This window comes from Bacillus sp. EB106-06-01-XG163 (assembly GCF_058791615.1).
Genome location: NZ_JBYTDS010000001.1, coordinates 167,647 through 194,488 on the forward strand (window position 1 = coordinate 167,647; position 26,842 = coordinate 194,488).

Sequence of the window (26,842 nt, forward strand, 5' to 3'; positions counted from 1 at the left end):
TTAACTCAATTGTTGTACATGTCTTGTTACTTTAGGCTGATAGCTTCGCAGTTTTTGCATCGCCGAGCCGTGATGTTCAGGGTATACTTCTATCATTTCTTCCGGTTTTTCCTCCGGCTCTTCCGCCTGTTTCATCATGACGAACTGATTCAACGGGCCGCCGAGCAATCGTTCAAGCGCCGCCATTGCTTCCGGTGCTTCAATTGATCCGACTCCCGCCTGTTTCATCCGTTCTTGATAGTCGGCAGATGATACGATTCCGACACTGCCCCAGTAGCTCCAATTCATCACTGCCGCCGAATACGGCCGAACTTGAGCCAAATGAGCGGCAAAGGCATCTTTGAAACTGCATCCGGCAGCATAATTGCTTTGTCCGGCCGCTCGTGCAAATGATTGAACAGATGAGAAGAACAAAGCAAAGTCCAGCGGCTCATTTTGGAACACGCGGGCCATATTCACGCTGACATTGACTTTCGCAGCGAGCACGCTTTTCAAACGGCTTTCCGGCATATTTGCCAGGCTCTGATCCTCTAAAACAATTGCGGAATGGATGATTCCGTTAATTTGCGGGTGCGTGCGTTTGATCGTTTCATACGCCCGTGTGAGCTCATTCGGATTTGCCGCGTCAGCTTCAATATAAATCGGCGCCGGGCCGAATTGGCTGAGTCTGTCGATTTTTTCCTGAATGGCGCTGTTATGTTTTCGTCTGCCGATCCAAACGACTCGCGCCTGATATGTTTTCACGGCATATTCGCTCCATGCCTCGCCGATGCCCCCCGCGCCGCCGATGACGACATAAACGCCGCCTTTTTGGTAGGCGGGCCGGCTTGACACCGGCTGCTGTACAGGAATAAGGCGCTGTTTGTACCAGTGATTGTTCCGGTACGCCCATGTATTGCCTTGCTCATCAAACGGCGCTGAGAACAGCTCCGCCTTTGAAACATCTTCCGGACATCCGGCATCAATCAGCCTTGTTTGCCAGTTCGGATACTCTTTTGCGAGCGAGCCGACCAAACCGTGAATGCCTGCATGAGCCGGATCAATAATGTCCGCCGGCTGTACGGACTGTGTTTTTATTGTGACTGTAGTCAAGCTGATTCGCTTGCCTCCATATCCTAAAGCAAGCATGGCCTTAATCACTCTGTACATCTGGATGACGCCCGCATCCTGAGCTTTTACCATGTCATCAGCGCTGTGAAAAGGAGCGATCCATACGATATGCCCGAAAGACCCTGTTGCTTTCAGTTCAGCCGCAACAGCCTCTATTTCATCCTCCGGGTTGATATGAAGCCGTTTCGCAGAAGGATGATGCAATTGAAAAGCCGCGCTTTCCTCATCCCCCGCGATAAAGACAACCTCTTCCGTCTTATATGCCGGGCTTTGATCACGGAATTCCGCGAGATCCCACACCGGAGCCAGAAGGTTTGCTCCATTTAATGATGTTTCCGGCGCGGGGCCTTCCATCATTCTGGAAGAAATCCCTTTAATTCTGACACAGACCCGGCCTGTCTCATCACATAAGTCAATGTCCATACGCTGTATTTTTTCATCCGTTCCCCGGGAGCTGACATACGCCCACATGCTTGTCGTGCACGGGCTGAAAATGTCCAGTTCTTCAAGGGCGAACGGCAGTGACAGCTGGTTATCATCGGCGTGCAGCTTCAGACCGATTGTCGCTTGCAAAGCTGAATCAAGCATACACGGGTGAAGAACGTATTGATCTGCCGTTTCTTCGAGGAAGGAAGGCAGCCGGAGCTCAGCCAACGCTTGATTGCTTCCGATATGAATCTGCTGAATTCCTTGTTGTCCGGGACCGTAGTCAATGCCGATTTTGCTGAATAAGCCGTAACACTGTTCAGAAGTCAGTATACTGAGGCCGCATTGAGCTTTCAGTGCGCCTATATCACGGTGCGGAGCCTCCCCGGCGCTGAGAATGCCGGCAGCGCCCTGACAGTGTATCTGCCTGCCGCTTGCTTCTGTTTGTGAATCCGTGTAAATGTCATACACGATTTCACCGTTTTCCCTCGGGTTCAGGCTGATCTGCGCTTCAATCGGGCGGTTTCCCGCTTCGATCGGCCGAACCCAAACGATGTTTTTCAGGCGGGTGACAGATGGACGTTCCTTTTGCCCTTTGACTGCCTGAGCAACCGCCGCCCTAGCCATTTCCAAGTAGGCAACGCCCGGCATAACCGGCTTGCCCTTAATAAGATGATCGGTGAAAATCGTCTCTTGTCCCGTAAATTCGGATCGGTACCGCTGCTCTGTTAAATCTGATACATTTTCGTGAAGCAGCGGGTGCAGCACCCGCGACGTCGGCACAGCTTGCGGTTTCTCTGCTTTCGGCCGATTGTCCGTGATCCAGTACCGCTCTTTCGCAAACGGGTAAGCAGGAAGACTCATCCGTTGAGGCTTGATATCAGAATATAGGCCGTCCCATTTGATATCCGCGCCCTGCACCCATAATTCCGCAAGCTTGTCATTCTCTCGGCGGCTTATCAGCTCTTCGATATCCGCTTCGCCGTTTGCGCCTGCCAGAATGGATTTCAGGGAGGTTTTACCCGCTTTTCCTTTATAAATACCCGCTATATCATAACGTCCTTTCGCACAGCTCTTTAGCTTGTCCCGCAGTTCTTCAGCCGAGGAAGCGATAATGGCCGCTCTTTCTTCCATGGCATCACGCCCCTGCTGAAGCGTGTAAGCAACATCGGCAAGATCCGCATCCGTAAAAGAAGCTTGCGCCAGCTGCTGCGCCTGTTCCTGCAGACGCTCTTCTTCTTTGGCCGACAGCACAAAGATTTGAGGGTGTGTGAAAACAGCTGTTTTTCTTTCTTCCTTCGGGATATATTCTTCAATGACGACATGGGCGTTTACGCCGCCGATGCCGAAAGAACTGATTCCCGCACGGCGCGGCAGATGATTGCCGTTTTCGTCTTTCAATGCCGTCCATTCTCTTTTTTCCTGTACGATGTAAAACGGACTGTCTTTCAGCTTGATATACGGGTTGATGACCTCGCTGTGGAGGCTTTTTGCAAGTGTTTTATGCTTCATCTGCATCAGCACTTTGATCACACCCGCGACACCGGCTGCCAGTGACAGGTGGCCGATATTGGTTTTGGTCGAACCCAGACCGCAGTGACTCGCGTAAACGGCGGAATCGCCTGTTTTTTCGTACAGCTTTTGAAAGGCGGATTTCAGGCCGTTGATTTCGACCGGATCGCCAAGCTCCGTTCCGGTTCCGTGTGCTTCAATATAAGTGACTGTTCTCGGATCAATGCCTGCTTTGTCATAAGCCGTTCGGACGACTTCCGACTGGGCTTTCGGGTTCGGTGTCGTCAAGGAGTTCGCGCGTCCGCCGTGGTTGACCGCGCTGCCTTTAATGACGCCGTAGATATGATCGCCCGCTTTTTCCGCTTCTGACAGCTTTTTCAAAAACAGAATTCCGGCACCTTCACTGACGGCAAATCCGTCCGCCCTGTCGGAGAATGTTTTACATTTCCCTTCTTTGCTCAGAGCGCCGGCTTTGTCATAAGCGATGTGGCCTTGCGGAGTGACGACGGTATTCACGCCGCCGGCGATCGCCATATCGCAGTTCCCGTTTTCAATGGCGCATACGGCGTGATGAATCGCGACCAGCGAGCTGGAACAAGCCGTGTCGATCGGTTCACTCGGCCCGTGCAGATTAAGCATATAGCTGACGCGGTTCGGCCCCGCTGACGGACTCATATTCGCGGCTGACGCACCGCCGATATCCAGGTCGGAAAACAGTGAGCCGTATCCGGTATTCCCCGTGCCGATATACAGGCCTGTTTTCGTGCCGGAAAGGCTTTTAGCGGAATATCCCGCATCTTCTATCGCCTTCCACGCATACATCATTAACAAGCGCTGCTGGGGATCCATCTGTTCGGCTTCCAGCGGTGAAATTCCGAAGAACAGCGGATCAAAATCCGCAACTCCGTCAATAAATCCACCCCACTTTACATTTGTTTTGTTGGCTTCATTAAGCGGGTCACCGTAATACTCACGCCAGTCCCAGCGATCCGCCGGCACCTCTGTTATACAGTCTTTTCCTTCTTCTAAGTTGCGCCAATACTCATCAATATTTGCGGCCTTCGGAAACACTCCGCTCATGCCGACAATGGCGATCGGTTCCGGTTTATGTTCAGCCGCCGTCTGAACAGGCTGTACGGCAGTTTTTGCAAATCGTTTGTTCCCCGCCAGTCTGATGCCGCCATCATCAGTTACGCTGCTTTGTTTTTCTTCTTTCGGCTGTGTGCTGCCGGCAAATTGTGTTTGATAGTCTTCTGCTAAATGATGCGCCAAGGCTTGAATCGTCGCATATTCAAAAAATACGGTCGGTGTCAGATCAAGCTGATAAGTGTCATTCAGCTTGTTGGCGAATTCCGTCAGCGTAATGGAATCAAATCCGTATTGATTAAACTCCAATTCGATATCGATTTCTTCAATGTTTATTTTCAGAAGCCCGGAAACCTCTTTTGCCAGCAATTCCTGAAGTTTTGGCGTCAGGTCTTTCGGCACAGGCGTTTCCTCCGTTTTCTTAACCGGTGCAAAAGCGGCTGCAGGAGTCTTTTGAAGCAGCTTTTCCCGCATTACGGCGCGGTTTCCTTCCATGACGAGCACGCTTGTTTTCCCCGTGCTCCATGCTTTGTAAAGAGCTTCTATTCCGGTCTCAGTGCGCATCGGCGTTACGCCGGTTCTTTTTTCGGTGAGCTTCGCCATTTCTTCATTGACTTGCATTCCGCCGTTTTTCCAAAGCGGCCAATTGATTGACAATGTGTGACCATGCCGGTACATTGCGGTAACCAGTGCGTTGCGGTATGCCGCATAGCTGTCCATAAATGCGTTTGCCGCCGCATAATCCGCCTGTCCCGCATTCCCGGTGACGCCGGAAATGGATGAGAAAACGATGAAAAAGTCCAGCGCTAAATGCTCGGTTGCTTCATCAAGGTTGACAAATCCGTCCGTTTTAGGAGCCAATACACTGTAAAACTCTTCGGTTGTTTTCTTTGCGATATACTGATCTTTCATCACACCCGCGCTATGAATGATGCCGTGAAGGCCGCCATATTCCGTCTCAATTGTTTTGACCAGGTCTGCCGCAGTTTGAGCGTTTGTTACGTCAGCCTGCTTGTATTCCGCTTTTGCTCCGAGTGATTCAAGCGATTGCAGCTGCATCCGCTGATTCTCGCTTAATGCGGAACGGCCTGTCAAAACCAGTGTCGGCTCTTTGACTTTGCGGGCGATTTCTTTCGCGAAAATAAAGCCTAAGCCCCCGGCTCCTCCGGTAATGAGATAAATGCCTCCGTCGTTCCACGGAATGCGTATTTTGCCGCCGGACACGGCCGTTTCTTTGACATCTGCGCTGTATCGGATGCCGTTTTCATATTTGATATGGCTGTCATCAGCCCGTGTTTTATTTTCTCTGATGATGTCTGTGATTCTGCCGTTTTCCGCCGGTTCTATTTCAATCAGCTGGGTTTTCAGTTTTTTATGTTCCAGGCCGGCTGTTTTTAACAGAGCTGAAATGCCTGAGAGCAGCTGATGCTTATCTGTTTTAGAGAGAACCGTCTGGATGAGGACATCTCCATCCGTCTCTTCCTTCAGCAGTTTTTGCAGCGTCTCCAATATCCGTCCTGTATAATCACGGAAGCGCGCCGCCGCTTTCCCGTGCTGGGAGGTCATTTCAATACATTCAGCTCCCGCGGCTTCAACGGCTTGTTTCAATCCGGCGTCTGTGTCACAAAGCAACACGATATGCCGGGCAAAAACCGGTTCCGTTTGAGTAGCAGTTTCATCGCTTCGGGTCCATACCGGCTCAAGCATGAGCGTTCCCGGAGCTTTTTCTTTTTTCTCAGGTTCTTTTTCAGCCATTCTGAATGACAAACCTTTCAGCCTTACGCAAACCTTGCCGTTTTCATCACAAATATCAAGATCGCGTTTTTCAACCTGGCCGGCTTTGTGGTCTTCAGAAAGTCTGGCGTAAACCCACATCTCGGCAGCGCATGCGCTGAATACTTCAAGCTCCTGAACCGCAAACGGAAGCATCAGTTTTTCATCATTTGTTCCGGTTAATATGCTTGATGCCTGCAATGCAGAGTCCATTAAGCCCGGATGCATGACATACTCCTGTACCGTGTCCGCACAAGCCGCATCAAGTGACAGTCTGCCCAATACGAAATCATCACCTGTATAAATCGCTTTGACACCCCGGAAAGCCAGGCCGTAATCAAAACCGATTTTGCGGTACATATCGTACACTTCATCTGCAGAAAACGGTGTCTCGGCGGATTGTGATCTCAGCTTTTGGAGATCAATGACCGGTGCCTCGGCGTCAGGGCGGACTGATACTGCCCCTTGGCTGTAAACGGACGGCTGATCTGTTTTCCGGCCGCAGTAAATGTCGAATTGAACGTCATTTGCCGTTTCAGGAATGAGACGGATGTTGACATGAACCGGCTCGTCTTCAATGGTGATCGGCCGCACCCAAACCGTATTCTTAAGCTTGACGCTTCCTTGTCCGGCCGGAACTTCAGATGCCTGTTCCATTGCTGCGCGCGCCATTTCAAGATGTGCCACTCCCGGTAAAATCGGTACGCCTTTTACAACATGGTCCGCAAGGTAAAATTCTTTTCCTGTATAGATTGAACTGAACCGCTGTTCTGCAAGGTTTGAAGTATTTCTGTGCAGAAGCGGATGAAGCGTGTCTTGTTTTCCCGCAGATACAGTGCTTGTTTTTTCGTGTTTTCCGGTGCTTTTTGCCGCCCAATAGCGGTCTTTTGCAAAAGGATACGACGGCAGGCTCATGCGTTTAGGCGGACGGTCTCCATACAGCTTCGCCCAATCGACGTTCAGCCCTTTGACCCATAATTCAAGCAGCTTCGCGTATTTGCCGCGTGCCATCCATTTTTCAACGGCTTCTTGAATTTCTTCATCTTCCGTCAGCATTTGCAGCGTGCCTTTGTCTATTCTTCCTCTGTACAAGTCCGCGTGCTTATCTCCAGTGATAAACTGTGACAGTTTTCCCTGCAGTTCTTCTGCAGATCCGGCAATAATCGCCAGACGTTCTTCCATGGCGTCCCTTCCGATTTGGAGGGTATATGCCATAGAAACGAGGGAGGATTGATCGTACCGTTTTTCAGTAAGCGCACGTTTCAGCTGTTTTGCCTGCTCTTTCAGGCGTTTTTCATTTTTGGCGGACAGAACGAAAAGACATGGGTCGATATGAAAATCATCTGCTTCCTCTCTGTCTTCTGGAATGTATTCTTCGATGACGACGTGGGCATTTACGCCTCCGATGCCGAATGAGCTGATGCCCGCGCGGCGAGGCTGTTCGTTTCCGCGTTCGTCCGTCTGCGTCTTCCATTCCATTGTCTCCCGCACCAGATAAAACGGGCTGTCTTCAAGCTGAATGTACGGATTTACCGTCTCACAGTGGAGACTTTTTACTAGTGTCCGATGCTTCATCTGCAGCAAAATTTTAATAATGCCCGCTGCTCCCGCGGCAAGGGATAAATGGCCGATATTCGTTTTGACCGACCCTAAGCCGCAATAGCCGGCCGCTTTCTCTTTTCCGTCTGCAAACGAGCTGAACGCTTGTTTCAGGCCGTTAATTTCAACGGGATCTCCCAGTTCTGTTCCGGTGCCGTGCGCTTCGATATAAGAGACTGTTTTCGGATCAATGCCCGCTTTTTTGTATGCGGCTTTAATGACTTCCGCCTGTTGTTTCGGGTTAGGCGTTGTTAAAGATGCCGCGCGGCCGCCGTGATTCACCGCGCTTCCTTTAATGACGCCGTAAATATGGTCCCCATCCGCCTCAGCGGCTTTCAGCTTTTTGAGGAAAAAGAGACCGGCTCCTTCACCATGGGCAAAACCGTCAGCCTGATCAGAGAACGTTTTGCATCTTCCTTCTTTACTCAGCGCGCCCGCTTTGTCAAAACTGATATACACATCCGGAAGAACAATCGTATTGATTCCTCCCGCCAAAGCCATGTCGCACGTTCCTTCTTCAATTGAAGAAACGGCATGGTGTATGGCAACGAGCGAGCTTGAGCAGGCGGTATCAATCGGTTCGCTCGGCCCGTGCAGATTGAGCGTATAGCTGACACGGTTCGGTCCGACAGACGGACTTGTATTCGCCGCGGATGACCCTTCAATCGCCGCATCGGTCTTGGCTAAAAGCGAACCGTAGCCGGTATTTCCGGTCCCGATAAACACACCTGTCTTTGTGCCTGAGAGACTCTTTGACGCATACCCGGCATCTTCGATCGCTTTCCACGCATACGTCAGCAAGAGGCGCTGCTGAGGGTCCATTTGCTCCGCTTCCCGGGGTGAAATCCCGAAAAATAATGGATCAAATTCAGCAATCCCGTCAATAAACCCGCCTTGGTTGACGTTTGTTTTATTGGCTTCTTTTGCGGGATCCCCGTAATAGTCCCGCCAGTCCCAGCGGTCTTTCGGAATCTCGGTCATGCAGTCTTTGCCTTCTTTCAGGTTCTGCCAGAAAGCTTCAATGTCTTCTGCCATCGGGAAAATCCCGCTGATGCCTACGATTGCGATCGGTTCCGGCCCTTGGCCCCGCTGCACTGTCTGCGGAAGTGTCTCAGGCAGAGTGCGGCGTCGCTTAACGGCAGGGCGCGTGATTTGAGTCTCTTTTACCGGTCTTGCCGATTGAACCGTTTTTGTATTTACCGCAAACCGTCCGGCAAATTCCTCTTCGTATTCACTGATTAAATGAACGGCAAATTCATGGATTGTCGGATGATCAAAGAAAATCGTCGGCGTTAACGTAAGCCGGTACGTTTTGTTTAACTGGTTCGTAAACTCAGTCATCGAGATAGAATCCAGCCCGTATTTTGTCATTTCTTCATGAGGATCAATTTTGTCAATGTTTACTTTTAACAGTGAGGCCGTCTGCTGTTTTAACAGATGCTTCACTTTTTCAAGCAGGCTGTCAGCATCAATGTCATGACGTACGCCGGTCTCTGCTTCCGGATGATCATTCTCTTTGCGGAACAGTTTTGCTTTCATGTGTTTCACATCTCCTTCAACAACCGTCATCCGGGCTGTCCCGCTCATCAAGCCTTGATATAAAGCCTTGATGCCGGCATCTGTGCCGAGCGGTGCGATTCCCGCCTCCTGCATCAGCATATCTTCCGTCTGCTTTCCTGCCTGCATTCCGCCTTCTTTCCATAACGGCCAGCTGACAGAAAGCGTCTTTCCGTATCTTTGTCCTGCGGCTTGTAAAGAACGGCGGTACTCGGCATACATCTCCATAAAGACATTTGCAGACGCATAATCAGCCTGGCCGACGCTTCCAAGCACACCTGATAAGGATGAAAAGACAATAAAGACATCTAATTTCTCATGTTGTGACGCTTCATCAAGATACACAAGGCCCTTCACTTTCGGAGCGAGAACGTGTTGGTATTCCTCTGCCGTCTTCTTCACCATGTAGTTGTCTTTTATAATGCCGGCACTGTGAACAATCCCGTCCAGCTTGCCATGCCGTTTGCGGATATTGCGGATCAATCGGTATACTTCTGCTTCGTCCGTGACATCGGTCTGCTCATAGAAAACAGAAGCGCCGGCAGCACGTACTGTTTCCAGCATGTCTTTCTGCTTTTCTCTGAGAACGGATCGGCCGGTTAGTATGATGACGGCGTCTTTTGTACGGTTTGCGATCTCTTTTGCAAAGATCAGACCTAAACCTCCCGCACCTCCTGTAATGAGATAAACGCCTTCGTCTTTCCACGGAATGTCCGGCTCCGCTTGAGAAATATCCATCTCTTCCCAATCAGCGGCAAAGCGCTTGCCGTTTTCATATTTCACATGGACGCTTTCGGCATGCATACGGTTTTCGGACGCTTTTTCCGCTATGCCTTCAGCACTTTCTTTCTCCTCGGCTTCGATCATTTGACAGATCAGCTTGGAATGTTCAAGGCATGCGGTTTTGAAGAGGCCGGTAATGCCTGAGAACACCCGCTGTAAGCCTGCTGACCGCGTAACAGCCTGAAAAAGAACGCGGCCCTTCGGCTTGCTTTTCATTATGGTTTTGATATGGTCAAACAGCTGGCCCGCATAAGAATGATACCGCTCTGCAATAGATGCGGGACGCTCGTCCAAGATAATGACGCTTGCATGTTCAAGCTTTGCTTCGACAGCTTGTTTTACGGCTTCATCGTACTCACAAAGGAAAATAATATGCTCTTCATACGTTGGCTCGTGGTCCGCCGGTTCCGTCTGCTCTTTCCAGATCGGTTCAGCGAGCAATGTGTCCGTACGGCTGACCGAAACGCCGGCACCCGCGTTTTCTTCCATGATCCGCGTTGAGAAACCTCTCATCCGCACACAAAGCCCGCCGTTATTGTCATATAAATCAATATCGGCTTTTTGGATAGGATCGCCGGCTTTATTGTTCGCACTGAATGTGACGTGCACCCACATATCATCAGCGCACGGATTCAGAACGTCCAGCTCCTCTAAAGCAAACGGCAATGCGGCTTTGAATGGTTCCCCGCTTTCTGCAAGCAGCGCTCTCGTCACGTTTTGCAAATATTCGGCGGCCTGAAGCGCACCGTCCATCATACTCGGATGAAGGATATAATCAGCTTTTGTATGAGAGACGGATTCAGGAAGCTTCAATTTAGCAAGCAGCCGGCCTTCGCCTTTGTATACAAGCTGCACCCCTTTGTATCCGGGCCCGTAATCAGCGCCGATCATTCCTTTGTAAAACGCTTGAGATTCGATTGTTCCCTGCGTGCACCGGCGCTTCAGCTGCTCAATATCCGCCGCTTCCTCCGGTTCCTTCCGGATGATTTCAGCGATGCCCTGATTATAAAGAGGAGCTTCTTCACCGATAGAATCGTTACCCCCGTACATTCTGTAATGAATCTGTCCGTCCTCTTCTTCATAAAGTCCGATATGGACACGGACAGCCTCCTGATCGGCTATCACCGGACGGACCCATACAATATTCTTTAAGCGCAGGCCCAGAGATTCCTCTGTTGCCCCGCCGATGCTTTTCTCCGCCGCGGCCCGTGCCATCTCAAGGGTAACGGCAGCCGGCACGATCGCCATTCCTTTAATGATATGCTCAGCAATAAAATACTCTTTTCCCGTGAATTCCGAACTGAACCGCTGCTCCTGCAAGACGGATGTATTCTGATGTACCAGCGGATGCAAAAGTTTGGTATCCGTTTGCTTCACCGTTTCCTCCGGCCAGAAGCGCTCCTCTGCGAACGGGTAGGTCGGCGCACTGATTCTTTGCGGCGCGGAATCCGGATACAATAAGCCCCAATCGACACGCGCTCCTTCAACCCAGAGCGCCGCGAGTGCTTTCAGCTTTTCATCCCGTGTCTGACATGCCGCAAGCTCTTCCATCTCCTGAGCTGACACTTCTCTGCTTCTCACTTTTTCGCCCCGTAAGATGTTTTGGTCATTGCCGTTGATGAAATCCTGCAGCTGACGATTCAAATCGTGACGATCATGACTGATAAAAACGGCTCTCTCTTCCATCGCTTCACGTCCGGTCTGATACGTAAATGCCAGATCATGCAAGGAAACATCGTTTTCGGCTTCATCCAGAAAGCCGGATAAACAAGATGCATAGGCAGTAAGACGCTGCTTATTTCTCGCTGACAGCGGAACGATATAAGGCGGCTGTCCGTCATTTGATCCGCTGATCGTTTTGTTTTCATACTGTTCAAAAATGGCGTGTGCGTTTGTTCCTCCGAGTCCGAATGAGCTTAACGCTGCGCGGTGCGGCGTCTCTCTCTCCGGCAGCGGTTTTCTCTTATCCGCCACATAAAACGGCGAACCGCTGAATTTGATATTCGGATTCGGTGACGTGTAATTAATGGTAGGCGCCAGCTCCCGATGATATAAACTCATGGCGACTTTGACGCACCCGGCCAGACCTGCTGCTGTATCCAAATGTCCGATATTCGTTTTTACGGAGCCGATCCCGCAATACTGCTCCCGGTCCGTGTAACGTTTATACACTTGCTGCAGCGCGGACATTTCAATCGGATCACCCAATGTCGTTCCTGTGCCGTGCGCTTCGATATAGGAAATCGTCTCCGGGTGAATATTCGTGCTGTCTAAAACATGCTGGATGACGTCAGTCTGACCTTTTACACTTGGTGCGTAAAAACCGACTTTATCCGCTCCGTCATTGTTCAGACCGATGCCTCTGAGCATGGCGTATATGTGATCTCCGTCCTGAACGGCTTGTGACGCCTTTTTCAGCAGAATGACGGCCGCTCCTTCTCCGCCCGCCATACCGTCGGCTGAAGCGTCAAATGCTTTGACATGCCCGTCGCTTGAAAAATTCAATCCGTTTTGGTGCACATAGCCGATGCTGCTCGCTGCATGCAGAGTTGCTCCGCCGACGAGCGCGTATTCCGATTCTCCGCTCGTTATGCTTTTGTAGGCTGAATAAAGACCGACTAATGATGATGAGCAATTGGAATGAACGAAATAGCTTGGCCCTTTTAATCCGAGCTTATGGGAAACCATCGTCGGAATCGTGCCGCTCTGCGCTAACACCCATGACACATAGCCGTCGGGAGATTCATGGCCTTCTGTCGTTTTTTCCGGCAAAAGCGACCGATACGAATTATTGCTTGCCGACATATAAACGCTTGTCTTCGGAATCTCTTTCGATACATATCCCGCGTCCTCGACGGCTTTCCAAGAATGAAGCAGCAGAAGCCGAAGCTGAGGATCCATAAATTCTGCGTCTTTCGGAGAAATGTGAAAGAACTCAGGGTCAAAGAGATCTTTTCCTTCTATCGTCGATAATGCCGGCACATAGTCGGGATTTTCGATCAAATCTTCAGGCACGCCGGCTTCCCGAAGTTCTTCTTCCGAGTAGAACCGGACGCTTTCCTTTCCTTCTCTTAACTGCTTCCAAAACTCATGATGATTTTTCGCGCCGGGGAACTGGCAGGAGATCCCCACTATCGCCACACTGTCATCAAAGTAAGACGGCACCCCGTTTTGCGGTGTTTGTTCTCTTTCTCTCTCATCTTGGCAGGACGCCTCTGATTCAGCCGCCTGTTTTGTTTCAACAATAAATCGGCTGATCGCCTGAATGGTAGAGTGTTCGAATAAATCCGTGACGGTAAAATCGCATTCAAGCTCCTGTTTAATGCGTTCTGCCGCCGCAACAGCCAGAAGCGAGTCGCCTCCCACATCGAAAAAGCCGTCTTCGATTTTGATGCCCGCCGTATTCAGCAGGTCTTCCCATATTGCGGTCACTTTCGCTTCCGCTTCTGATAACGGCAGTCTGCCCGTCTTTTCAGACCGGTGAACGATTACCTTGCGCTGTTTTAGGTCTTTGCGGTTCACTTTTCCGCTCGGTGTTAACGGCAGCGCATCCAGACGGATAAAATGGGCAGGCGCCATATAATCCGGCAGACTCGATAAAAGATGGTTGCGGAGCGCTTTTTCGTCTGCCGTATGACCGGAGCGGGCCGTATAATAAGCAATCAGCTTTTTATGTCCGTTCTTTTCCTGAACCACAACCGCCTGGTCAAGGATATCCGGATGTTCGCTCAATTTCGTTTCAATCGCTCCCAATTCGATGCGGAAGCCGCGGATTTTCACCTGACTGTCAATCCGGCCGGCATATTCTATATTTCCGTCAGGCAGCCATCTGGCCAAATCACCTGTCTTGTAAAGTTTTTCTCCTTCACTAAACGGATTATCAATAAATGATGCCGCCGTCAGCTCAGGCTGATTGTAATAGCCTCTGGCCAGACCGGCGCCGGCCACGCAAAGCTCCCCGGCCACACCGGCAGGGACGGGGCTGAGCTTTTCATCGACGATATAAAGCCGCGTATTGTGAATCGGTTTCCCGATCGGCGTATTCCTGCTTGTGATTTCCTTTTGGCCGCAGCTGTAGTAAGCGGCATAAATGGATGTTTCCGTCGGGCCGTATATATTTTCAATTCTGGCATGTTTGAAGATGGAAACTGACTTTTTAACTAAATCTTTCGGAAACGCCTCTCCGGCCACCATCACATATTTCACAGGGCCGTCTTCTGTAAATGCCGTATGCCGCTTTACCGTTTCCAGAAATACATTAAACACGGCGGGCGCAAAATTCAGATGCGTGACCTGGTGGGTTTGGATATATTCCATGCAAAGCTGCGGATTTTTTTCTGCACCAGGCGGCAAAATGACAAGCCGTCCGTTTCCGATAAACCAGCCGAATAATTCAGAAATCGAAACGTCAAATACGTAATTCGTTTTTAACAGATAGGCATCCTCTTGTGCGACCGGATACTCAGCTTCCAAAAACTGCAGCGTATTCATGATGGCTCTGTGCTCAACCATGACGCCTTTCGGTTTTCCCGTGCTTCCGGACGTATATAGAATATAAGCGAGATGATGCGGTTTTGAACGCGGCGTCAGTTTTGCCCCGCTGACAGAACGTCCGCTGTTTTCAATTTCCACCGTGCTTACACCGCCGATGGCCAACTGTTCAATCATGCCGCGCGTCTTTTCCTGCGTTAATACGATTGACACGCCGCTGTCAGTCAACACGTGCGCCATCCGTTCGTTTGGAAAAGCCGGGTCCAGCGGTACATACGCGCCTCCCGCTTTTAAAATGGCGAGGATGCCGATGACCATCTCAAAAGAACGCTCCGTACAAATGCCGACCGGGCATTCCGGTGTGACGCCCTTTTCTTGCAGGTACACAGCGAGCGCCGTGCTTCGTTCATCTAATTCGCGATATGTAAGACTGTTTTCACCGAATGTGACGGCTTCTCTGTCAGGGTGGCGTCCGGCTTTTTCCGCAAACACTTCATGAATGCAGCGCTCATTCGGCTGATGGGATGAACGGCTTTCATCCCGTTTTTGATTGAGCAGACCGGAACAGGCTTCAAAAGCGATCTCCGGATCAGAAAGCACCTTTTCTGCCAGTTTCATATAATGCTCCGCCATTCGTTCGATGAAAGAAGGGCTGTAGACATCCGGGTTGTACAGAAATTGCAGGACGGTTCCCGTTTCTTTTTTATAGACTTCAAGCGCAAGCTCAAATTCGCCTTCCTGATGAATGTCTTCTATCATTTCAATGCCGAGTGATTGATATAGTTCCGCCAGCTTTTCCGCTCCTTCTGTCCGGAAGAAGTTTTGATAGAAAAACGCGGTTTGAAAAACAGGCGACACCGCAGGCGAGCGTTCCGTCTTCAATTCTTTGACAAGCGCGGGAAACGGATACGCGGCATGGTCCAGCCCTTCTGCCAGTGTCAGCTGCAGCTCCTTCAAAAATGCCGTAAAAGATTTGGCGCCCGTCTCCCTGCTCCTGACCGCGATCATATTAATAAAGTATCCGATGACAGACTCAAATTGAGCCTCAGAACGCCCCATCGTCGGCATGCCGACGATGACATCTTCCTGATTCGTATATTGATAAAGCAGCCCTTTGAAAATAGCGAGATACACAACGGATTCATTGACATTATGTTTTTGGGCGCACACTTTAATCTGCCGGTTCAGTTCATCAGGAAGCAAGCGCTGATACGCCTGCCCTTTGCACGTTTGAACCGATGATCTCGGATAATCCGACGGAAGCTCAAGCACCGGCAGCGGTCCTTCCAGCTGCTTTTTCCAATAAGAGAGATGCGTTTTTCCCGCTTCGCTTTCCAGCAGCTCTTTTTCCCATTTCACAAAGTCATGATAATCTGCGGCCTGCTGAAGCATGACAGGTTCTTTGCCTTCACTTGCTTTTACATAAGCGTCCAGCAGCGCCGACATAAACGTCATAAGAGAGACGCCGTCAAAAATGATATGGTGAATGGTGATTAACACAATCGGCTCCCGCTTCGCCCGCCGGAATACTTGAACACGCAGGAGCGGCCCGGTTTCAAGCGCGAACGGTTCTTTTGCTTTTTCTTTAATAAACGAAAGAGCGTCACGCCCGCTTAATTCAGAAAGATCCATTTCTTCAATCGGAAAATGCCGATCCGTATCTTCTATCTGATACGGAAGGCCGTTTTCCTCTTTTATCACACTGGTCAAAATAGGGTGCTGGCGCTGCACGGACAAAAGGGCGTTTTTGAATGTCTCGATATCCAGCTTTTGAAAACGAAAGCATAACGGAATGTTATATGCGCTCATCTCCGGAAACATTTTCTGAAGCATCCACAAACCTTTCTGGCCTTCAGAAAGCGGACGTTTTGCAGTTGTCCGCTTGAAAGCCTGAAGCTTTTGTTCTACTTCAGCGATGGTGAGCGTTCCTGATCTGTAGGCATCGAGAAGTTCTTTATGATTCATAGGTCTTACTCCCTTCTATGATGTCTTGCACTCTTTTAAAATCTAATGTCCCCTCAGAGACCTGTTTCATCATGGCGATGATCTCCTGATCCGTATACTCCTTGTTATCCGGAGGGGCGGCTTCTGTTTCGGTTTCTTCCGTTCGGTAAAACGTTTCGATCGTTTCTTTATGTTCTGTCAGGTAATAGCTGGTGACGTCTCCGAGCGTGGCATAGCTGTAAAATAACGCCGGAGTGACTTCAATGCCGTAATGACTCGTCAAAAGAGCGGCAAATTTGGCTAAATAGATGGAATCAAATCCGAATTCCGCCCAGTTTTTATGCAGGACGAGTTTATCTTTGGATATTTTCAGCAGACTGTGTATCAGCTCTTTCAAATCCGCTTCGAGCCGTTTTTCTGCGCTTTCTTCCGGGATGCGGCGGCTCACGGTTTCCAAAAGCGCATCCGGTTTTGATGAATCGTCCCGCCGTATGCCTAAAAATCGTTCGGCACGGCTTCTTTTGCCGGCAATGACAAGGCACTGGGTGTTGTCTTGAGAAATGACGCGCTCAAATAGCTCAATGCCTTCATCTGTTTCTAACAGGCGCTGGCCGCTTGATTTCAGGTACATGCCCGTCGTCTCTTCACCGCCGACGGCCATTCCGCCGTTTTTCCAGACCGGCCAGTTGATGACAAAAGCGTTTCCGCTTTCTGATTGTTCGTTTTTATAGTTGGCATACGCCATTTGGAACCTGTTCGCGACCGCATAATCACAGCAGCCGAAATCTCCTAAAACAGCCGATGTGGATGAAAAGTAGCAGATGAAATCAGGCGTTTCGTTTTTCAGCCACTCGTCAAGAAGCAGGCTTCCGTTTATTTTCGGTTCAAGCGTACTGCGGAAATTCCCGATTTCATTTTCAAAGACGGATGTTCTGCTTTCGATGCCGGCCGCATGAATGACGCCGTGAATGGCTCCGAATCGTTCTTTCGCGCGCTTGATGCAGTCGCCCATTCCGATCGGATCACAAACATCGGCTTCGGCGTAAAGAACACCTGCGCCGAGATTTTCCAGGTCTTTCATTTTTTCTTTCTTTTCTTCATTGATCGGCGACCGCCCCGTGAGAATGACATTTGCCTGGTAGTTCCGGGCGAGATGGCGGGCAAATAAGTAGCCGAGCCCTCCTAATCCGCCTGTAATGAGATATGTTCCGCCGGTTCTGATCCTGCCGTTTTCTTTCGTTAGTCCGGTTGGTTCGGTGTGATAGACATATCGTTTTCCCTCTTCCAAGAAAACGGTATGGTCTGTTTCAGCTTTCAGCTCGTCCCAAATGGTTCTCATCCAGTCCGTTATGGCCGCTCCGGCTTTTCTGAAGTGGCCGGTAACACTTGTTTTCGGGAGAACAATGCCGAGCGAACGCTCAAAGCCGATCCATGATTCCAAGTAGCACCTTTCCAGACCGGATGCATATTCCCCCGCCAATAACAGCCTTTCCGGCTGCAGACCGGTCTCAGCCATTGCTTTGAGAATATGGACGATACATGAATAATCTTCGATGCAGCTTTTATCTTCAAGCGCCCATAAATACAAAATGGCAGAAGCTTCACCGTACTCTTTTTGAATATCCGCAAAAGCGTTCACATATGATTGCGGATCTTCCCGCACCACTTGGCAGCGGCCGGCGGACAGAGCCTCATACCGGTCTCCCTGAGCGATAAAAATAACGTCAATGCCACTGTCATACGATTTGATCACAGAGACGGCTTCCTGCTGCTTCTTCTGATCAGATAAGAAAGAAATCACCGTTTTGACTTGCTTTTCTCCGGCTGCCGGCAGAGCCTGTTCTTTAAGAACTTCTCTAAAAGCCATTACTTCAAATTGTTCCGCCGGATCACTTTCATCAGCCGGCGCGTTAACGGGCGCGGCCTTGCTTTGTACAGGCTGCTGATGCCAGAAGCGTTCTTTCGCAAACGGATAAGCAGGCAGGCTGATGCGGGCCGGAGGACGGTCTCCGTATAATTTCGCCCAATCGATGTCCAATCCTTTTACCCAAAGCTCAAGCAGCTTAGAATATTTCCGTTTGCTGATCCAAGCGTCTATGATTGTTTCCATATCATCATCCGCCGAAAATACGGCAAGCATCCGTTTGTTTTCTTCCGTGCCGTCACGGTGCAGTCCGGCGCTGTTTTGTCCGGAGGTAAATCCATTCAGTTTTTCTTCAAGTTCATGAAGTGAATGGACGATAAAACCGAGACGCTCTTCCATCGGCACCCGGCCCGTCTGAAGAGTAAAGGCTATGCTCATAAGGTCGCTGCCGCTGTATCTTTTTTCACGGATGGCGTCTCTGAGCTGTTTTGCTTTTTCAGTGAGCCGTTCGCTGTTTTTCGCGGACAGGACGATGATGGCGGGCTGATCTGCCGGCATCTCATCAGGCTCTTTGTCTGCCGTATATTCTTCTATGACGAGGTGGGCGTTTGCTCCTCCCGCGCCGAAGCTGCTTAACCCCGCCCTTCTCGGAAGCTCTTTGCCGCCGATGACGGGACGTTTCCACTCACCGAGCTCCTGCTGAACGGCAAACGGCGTATACGCGAAATCAATATTCGGATTCAGCTGTTCCGCGTGCAGGGACGGCGCAATTTGGCGGTCTTTGAGCTGGAATAGTATTTTTGTCAGACCCGCAATGCCCGCGGCGCTTTCACAATGACCGATATTTGATTTTGCGGAGCCGATGGCGCAAAACTGTTTGTCTGTTGTATCCTCTTCAAATGCTTTCGTTAATCCGGCGATTTCAATCGGATCTCCTAATGCGGTCCCCGTACCGTGGGCTTCAATATAACTGACGGTGCGCGCCGGGACGTTTGCCCTTTCGAAAGCTTCTTTTATTAAGGCGGCCTGCGCATTCGGATTCGGAACGGTGTATCCGTTCGTTTTGCCTCCGCTGTTAATGGTGCTTCCTTTAATCACACCGTAAATGTGATCGTTGTCGGCAATCGCTCGGTCCAACGGCTTTAATACGACCGCTCCTACCCCTTCTCCGTCGACAAAACCATCCGCGCGGTCTCCGAACGATTTGCACGTGTCGCCTGCGGAAAGCATGTTCATGACTGACAGATTCATATAATGGATCGGGTCGGTCACTATGTTTACGCCCCCGGCAATCGCACATTCGCTTGAACCGCTGTATATGCTCTCAAGCGCCAGATGAATGGCCGTCAAAGAAGAAGAGCAGGCTGTATCAACGGCAATGCTCGGCCCTTGGAAATCAAAAAGGTAAGATACCCTGTTGGCAATGGACCAATAGCCGTAGCCTGTCGGGTAGTTTTTGTTCATCGCGCCGGCAAAAACACCGATTTTTCTGCTTTGGCACAGGTTGTCAGGCGTATAGCCGGCATCCTCGATACTCGCATACGCCGTTTCTAAAAATAATCGCTCCTGCGGGTCCATTCGCTCCGCTTCCAAAGGAGAAATCTGAAAGAACAGCGGATCAAACTTGTCCATATCCTCAATGAAGCCGCCCCATTTCGTATAAATAGAGCCTTCTTTACCTTTCTCTTCATCGTAGTAATCCTGCCAGTTCCAGCGTTCCCGCGGGATTTCTTCTATGCAGTTTTTTCCTTTTTTAATATTAGCCCAAAGCTCAGCCGCTGTTTTTGCCTGCGGGTAGCGTCCTGAAACACCGATGATGGCCACGTCGCGAACCGAACTTTGCCGGACGGTCTCTTTGGCTGCCCGTTTTTCCCTCCGCCGCCAGTCAGTGCGAAGCGGCTTAGCCGGCTGTACAGCCTGCGGTTCTGGTGATGCCTTCCGTTCTTCCTGAACAGGCGTTTGTCCCGTCAGTTTGATCATCGCGTCTTTTTTCGTTTTGATTAAGTGAGCGACGAGCGCCTCAATCGTCTGATATTCAAAAAATAAAGTGCTGCTGACTTGGTCCAATACATTTCGTAACGCGTTTGTCAGCTGTACGACGACGATAGAATCAATTCCGTATTTTTCAAGCGGCGCTTTCGGATCAATTTGAGCCGGCGGAATTTTTAATGTTTCTCCGATTAACGTTTTCAAGTACTCGGTGCTTTTTTCTGTTAAAGACGTGTCGCCTTTTTGCACCGTTGTTTGCGCCTGAAGTTCCGGCGCATGTACTGCTTTTGGCGGAGCGGTCCGTTTTCCGGCCCCTGATTTAAGCGTTTTTTGGCGAACAATGCCGTTGCTTTTTGCCGCTATAATCTGATGGCTTAATTCATGTGCCGCTTCTGCCGGGAAGAAGACAGAATGCCAGCCTTCACTTTCTAACACGCGCTTCCAGCTTTCCGGATACAAGCCCGGGCACCCCGGAATACGAAGGGCAGAATCTTCATGCAGCCACCAGCCTTCAAGCAGTCCGAAAGTAATATGCGGGAACAGGCTGTTTCCCGCCATTTCATTTAAGAGCAGCAAACCGTTGTCTTTTAAAACGGCTTTGGCGTTTCTCAGCGTCTGGCGGATGTCTTTCGTCGCGTGGAGCACATTGGCCGCAACGACGATGTCGTATGCGCCCGGCTCTATGTCCTGGCCGGCAAGCGGCGCTTCTGCGTTAAAAAGCTTATACGTCAGATAAGGATTCCGTTTGCCGTATTCCGTCTCCGCATGCACGAGAAAAGCTTTCGATACATCGGTGTAACAGTATTCTTTTATATGGTTTTGATACGGCCTAAGCTTTTCAAATATGCCTGCGCTTGTGCCGCCTGTGCCCGCTCCGATTTCCAGTATGCGGATCTCGGCTTTTGAATGTTTGCTGATGTTTTCTTTCACATAAGCCATTAATGTATCTGACAGGGCGCTGTTAAAGTAATCCGCGACTTGATTGTGCTTATAAATTCCTTCAACAAGTTCCATTGAAGAGTGCGGGAACATGATGTCTGTCGCCGGCACGTCTTCGCGCAGAATGTCCGGCAGTGCTTTAAGCATCGTCTCGGCTAAAACAGTCATCGCTTTTGTATCGGCGTTATTGAGCCATTCCTCTTTTTCCTGCTCCCATTTTTTCCATAGGGAGGCGGTTGTGTTTTCGGCTCGCGCCGACAGTTTATATGAATCCGCATTCCCTTCCAGATAGCCATGTTCCAGAAGGAAAGCGATCGTTTGATTGAGCCATTTTTTAAAGTATTCATGTTCGGGCTCATACGCTTTAAGGCTTTGCGGCGTCAGCAAGTCTGCTTCTTTAAGCTGGGCGATCAACAGCTGATACAGAAAATCATCAAGCTCCTGATGTTCAGCCTCTCTAACAAGACGTGCGCCGGGCGGAGCGACCTTCGGCTGTTGTGAAAAGACAAGCGGCTGAGGCGGATAAACAGAAATCTTTTCTCTTTCATTCATCCCTTCGACTGCGACCGGTTTTGTCGTATGAATGAAAGCCGCCTGATCAACCGGCAGCGTCATAAGGGTTTCAAGCGCCTCCATTGCAGCGTCCGGTTCGATTAATCCCAATCCGATCTGATCCATCAGCTGAATAAAGTCGCCGTCTTCAGCCGCTTCGCTGTTGCCCCAATAGCCCCAATTCATCACTTTGACCGGACAATTCCATGTCTGATCAAGTTCTTTCGCAAATGCGTCACTGAAAGCGCATCCCGCGGCATAATGGCTTTGTTTCACGTTATGGATAAATGCCACAAGCGAGGAGAAGAAGAGCGCAAAGTCAAGCGGCTCCCGTCCAAATACCTCCGCCATGGACACACTTACATCGGCTTTTGCCCGCAGCACCGATTTGAACTCTTCTGTCTTCATATTATTTAAGCTTTGCTCAGACAGATCCATTGCCGAGTGGATGATTCCGTTCATTTTTGTGTGGCGCTCTTTTATGAACTGATAAGCCCGCTCTAAGGAAGCACTGTCGGCGGCATCGGCGGAAACATATTCAGGCGCCGGGCCGAATGCGCTGAGCCGGTCGAGTTTCGCCTGTATGGAATCATTCAGTGTGCTTCTTCCGATCCAAATGATGCGTGCTTTGTAGCGGCGGATCATGTATTCACTCCATGCCTCGCCAAGATACCCCGCGCCTCCGATCACGGCATAAACCCCGCCTGTTTGGTACAGCGTGCCGTTTTTCGGCATATTGTCAAGCGGTATCAGCTGCCGCTCAAACAGCTGCTGATTGCGGTACGCCCAAATTTGACCGTTTTTCCCGGCAGAAAGACTGAGCGCCTCTTCGATCGGCCAGCTGCCGTCCGTTTCTGTGTCAATCATGCGGATATGCCAGTGCGGATATTCTTTCGCCATTGTTCCGGCAAGTCCGCTGACTGCGGCTTGTGACGGGTCGGCGCTGTCTTGATCCGAAAACGGCTGGGCATTTGCTGTGACGATGCACCAGTCCAAACGTTTTTCTCCGTACCCTAAGGCAAGTAATGCTTTCATCAGCTTGAACACATGAAGAACGTTTCTTTCCTGTTCCTTGAGGCTGTCCGCACTCTCAGCCTGCGGAGCAAGCCAAATGATTTGCTCCAGTTCTTTTTGTCCTTCAAGCATGTGCGTAAGAGATGTGATATCATCCGTACCTCTGATCGGATAATAGGAAGCGTTCGGCAGATGTTCTTTTATGCGCGTATGTCTCGAATCCGTTCCGCCGAATACTGCCGTCTGCTTATCCGCCGCTGCTTCCCCGGCTTTTTCAAGCGCAACAGGCTCCCAAGCCGGAATCAGCATCGTATGGCCGACAGGCGCCTCCGAGGTTTCTCCGCCCGCTGTTTGGCTTGTGTCAAGCGCCCGGACGGACGCGCCTTTCATCCGGACATAAACCGTACCGGCATCATCGCACATATCAATGTCAAATTTTCTTACGTTGTCATCTGCTTTGCTGCCTTCTGTGTACCGGATATATGACCAGATATGTTCAGGGCACGGCCCGAACACTTCCACTTCCTGCATCGCAAACGGCAAAGAAAGCTCGTGGCTGTCTGCATCATCATGTATTGAGCGGACAAGCAGACCGACGGAAGCGTGAAAAGCGGCGTCCATCATACTCGGGTGAAGCGTATACTGTTCTTTTTTGTCATGTACGGCTGCTGGGAGTGAAATACGGGCCAATAATCGGTCTTCTCCGATCAGCAATTGCTGTACGCCCCTGTATGCCTCTCCGTAATCCAGACCGATCTTCTCAAAAGCACCGTAACATTCTTCCGCAGTCACAATTCCTAAATTGCAGGAAGTTTTGACAGACTCGATATCAATCTGGGCGCTTCCCGGTTCGGTAATGACCGCTTCACCCTGGCTGTGAATAACCGGATCTTCGCCGTTTTCTGCCTCACTGTATATTTCATAGGTAATCTCACCATTATCTTCTGGGTAAAGGGCAATATGTATTTCTTTCGGTTTGTCTTCAATCATGACCGGCCGGACCCAAACAACCTGTCTGAGTGTGACGCTATGGCCTTTTTCCGTCACGGCAGCGGCCTTTTTGACCGCCTCTGCGGCCATTTCCAAATAGGCGACGCCCGGCAGTATTTTTTGTCCGTTGACGACATGGTCAGATAGGAAAAATTCATCTCCCGTAAAAAGAGACGTGAAGCGCTGCTGCGAAAAATCTGACGTATTTTCTTGTAAAAGCGGATGCAGTACTGTGCCTGACGGGCTTTTCTCCTGTTTTTTCTGCTGCGGAATCCAATAGCGTTCTTTTGCAAACGGATAAGTCGGAACGCTTGTTTTACGCGGTTTATCCGAACCGTACAGCTTATTCCAATCTACTGTTTTCCCTTCTGCCCATACCTCGGCAAGCCGTATCGGATCATCCGTCTCAGGAGCGGCTTCGCTCATCTCCGGCAGCTCAGCTTGTCCGCGCCATAAACCGGGGATGTTTTCGTTTCCTTTTACGAAATCATTCAGCTTTTGCTTCAAGTCGCGGATGTCATTTACAAGGAAGACAGCTCTCTCCTCCATTGCTTGACGTCCTGTCTGAATTGTATAAGCCAGTTCAGACAGCACCGTCTTTTCTGAAAGCGATCGGGCTAGTTTTTCCGCATAGGCCAGAAGCCTGTCTTTATTTCTTGCTGACAGCGGGATGAGTTTTGCTGCATCGTTCTCAGGTGCAGGCGCTTTTTGTTCAGGCTGAATGTATTCTTCTAAAATGATATGGGCATTCGAACCTGATGCACCGAAGGAACTGAGCCCGGCCCTGCGCGGATAATGTGTGACTTTACCGTTTTCTTCAGCTGACGGCTGCTTCCACGGAGCAGTCTGCTGCTGTACGTAAAAAGGAGATTCCTCAAATTTCAGGTAAGGATTTAATTCCGCAGAATGCAGTGATTTGACAAGCGTTTTGTGATGAAGCTGCAGCGCCGCTTTTGTTAACCCGCTGATCCCCGCCGCTGATTCTGCGTGACCGATATTTGATTTGACCGAACCGATGGAACAAAATTGCTGATCCTGCGTCCCTTGGCTGAACGCTTTTGACAGACCTTCAATTTCAATCGGGTCTCCTAACGAAGTACCTGTGCCATGGGCTTCCACATAACTGACGGTCCGCGGGCTGATACCTGCTTTTTTCAGACAGGCCTTAATGACTTCTGCCTGTGCAGCAGGATTCGGGACGGTAATTCCGCTTACTTTCCCGACGTGGTTAACGGCGCTTCCTTTAATGACCGCGTAAATGCGGTCGCCGTCTTGTTCGGCTTTTTCCAGCGGCTTCAGCAATACCGCACCGACTCCTTCTCCGGAAACGTAGCCGTCCCCGCCCTCGCCGAATGTACGGCAGCGGCCGTCACTTGAGTGCATGCCCACGCTTCCGTAGCTGAGATATTTCGCCGGGTGCAGCGACAAGTTCACCCCTCCCGCAAGCGCGGCCTCACATTCGCCGCGGCGGATGCTTTCAATGGCCAGATGAACGGCGGTCAATGATGAGGAACAAACGGTATCCACCGCGATGCTCGGCCCGTGGAAGTCACAATAATAGGACACTCTGTTGGCGATCTGCGCATAATTCAGTGAAACCGGAAAAGGATCAGTTTCAGATAATTGTTCTGCGCCGATTAAGGAATAATCTTTATGCATCACCCCTGCAAATACGCCGATCGGATGCTGTTTCTCCCCTTTATTCCCCAGCGTTTCAGGCGTATACCCCGCATCTTCAATCGTTTCCCAGCATGTTTCTAAAAACAGGCGCTCCTGCGGGTCCATCGTTTCCGCCTCACGCGGTGAGATTCTGAAAAACTGCGGATCGAAGCAGTCGGCATCGTCAATGAAACCGCCCCATTTTGATACTGTTTTTCCTGACGGGGACGTTACGTTTTTATATGTTTTCCAATCCCAGCGGGACTTCGGAACTTCAGTAATGCAATCCGTGCCTGCCTTCAGGTTTTCCCAAAACTCCGCCACACTTTTCGCTTTCGGATAGCGGCCGGCCATTCCGATAATCGCGATGTCTCCGGTGTTTTTATGATGTTCTGGCGCGTCCGGCGCTTCAGCTTCAGACCGTTGTGGTTCGGCTGCACGTTCCGCACATTCAAATGAAACGGTCTTTTTCAGATAGGCTGCGAGTTCTTTTATATTTGTATATTCAAAGAGAAGAGTGGGCGCGAGGTCCGCACCCGTCTTTTTATTGATATCCTGTACAATCTCAAGCAAAGAAGATGAATCCAGCCCAAGCTCGTAGTAGCCTGCAAGAACGTCCAGCGTCTCCCAAGGCTGCCTAAGCTTATCAGCCAAAAGCTTCTTTAAAAACAGAATGATGTCTTTTTCATCTGTGCTTTCCGGCTCAGTTACAGCCTGTTGATTCTGTTCGGCTGTATTCTCGTCTTCTTCAAGCCGAACCGCTTTTCCCGTAATGTTTTTAAGCTCCGCCACCTTCTGTCCGGATCGGCTGAAGTACTCGATCGTCATCGTTGTGAGTTCTTTTTCCTGACGGACGCCGGAAGCGGCGATACGCGCCGTGCACTCAGATTGCAGTCTGTCGGCGGCCGTGAACGATTCATAATATAAAGGCAGGTGAAGCCGGTTTGTTTCAGAAAGCAAACCGCTCCCCCCGATTCCGCTCGCATCCAAAAGGGCCGGATGGAATAAAAAGAAATCTTTTCCTTCTTCGCAAGAAAGCTCAGCCAGCATGCCGTCTTCTGTTTCGTACAATCGTCCGTTCGATTTCATCATGCCGGAATGAACCAAGTCATGATCCAGGCAGCGGTTATACATGTCATCAAGATTCAGAGATCTGCCTGACTGCTTCACATCGCCGAAATCAATGGTTTCGTCAAATGTCACAGCGTCTCTTTTCACCATTTCAGCCGTCGCATATTGTATATTGTCTGACAGCTCGTCACCTTGCTGTTTCTGCCCTGAAAGGGAGATGAGCCACTTTCCATCTCCGCTATCAGAACATTGAATGGTCAGAATGATTGCAGCCGTTTCACTGACGGTTAAAGGCTGATAAATCGTAACGTGCTTCAATTCGAGCTCATTGTATACATAACCGTGTTCCTGAAAAACCTGATAAATCAAATCGATATAAGCAAGACCGGGCAATACCGCTTCACCAAAGACCTTATGGCCCTTCATGATGGGATGATCCAGTGAGATATTGATTTTTTCCGATATCATTCCTTCCCACTCCTC

Annotated in this window: 2 protein-coding genes; both read right to left on the reverse strand. The window is 50.2% G+C overall.

Features of this window, described 5'->3' with window-relative positions; translation table 11 throughout:
• The gene (locus tag AC3WTF_RS00690) at positions 1 to 16,302 is read right to left on the reverse strand and encodes a non-ribosomal peptide synthetase (protein ID WP_492314153.1); all 16,302 of its coding nucleotides are present in this window, start codon (positions 16,300 to 16,302) and stop codon (positions 1 to 3) included.
• Positions 16,292 to 26,827, reverse strand: coding sequence for a type I polyketide synthase (locus tag AC3WTF_RS00695; RefSeq protein ID WP_129003094.1), 10,536 nt, complete (start codon positions 26,825 to 26,827; stop codon positions 16,292 to 16,294). The genes AC3WTF_RS00690 and AC3WTF_RS00695 overlap by 11 nt, the downstream gene beginning before the upstream one ends.
• Positions 26,828 to 26,842: the final 15 nt, after the last annotated feature.

What these genes read in the sequence shown, in the direction of transcription:
- AC3WTF_RS00690 (WP_492314153.1), bottom strand. Translation starts at nt 16,302, where the DNA reads ATGAATCATAAAGAACTTCTCGATGCCTACAGATCAGGAACGCTCACC.
- AC3WTF_RS00695 (WP_129003094.1), bottom strand. Translation starts at nt 26,827, where the DNA reads ATGATATCGGAAAAAATCAATATCTCACTGGATCATCCCATCATGAAG.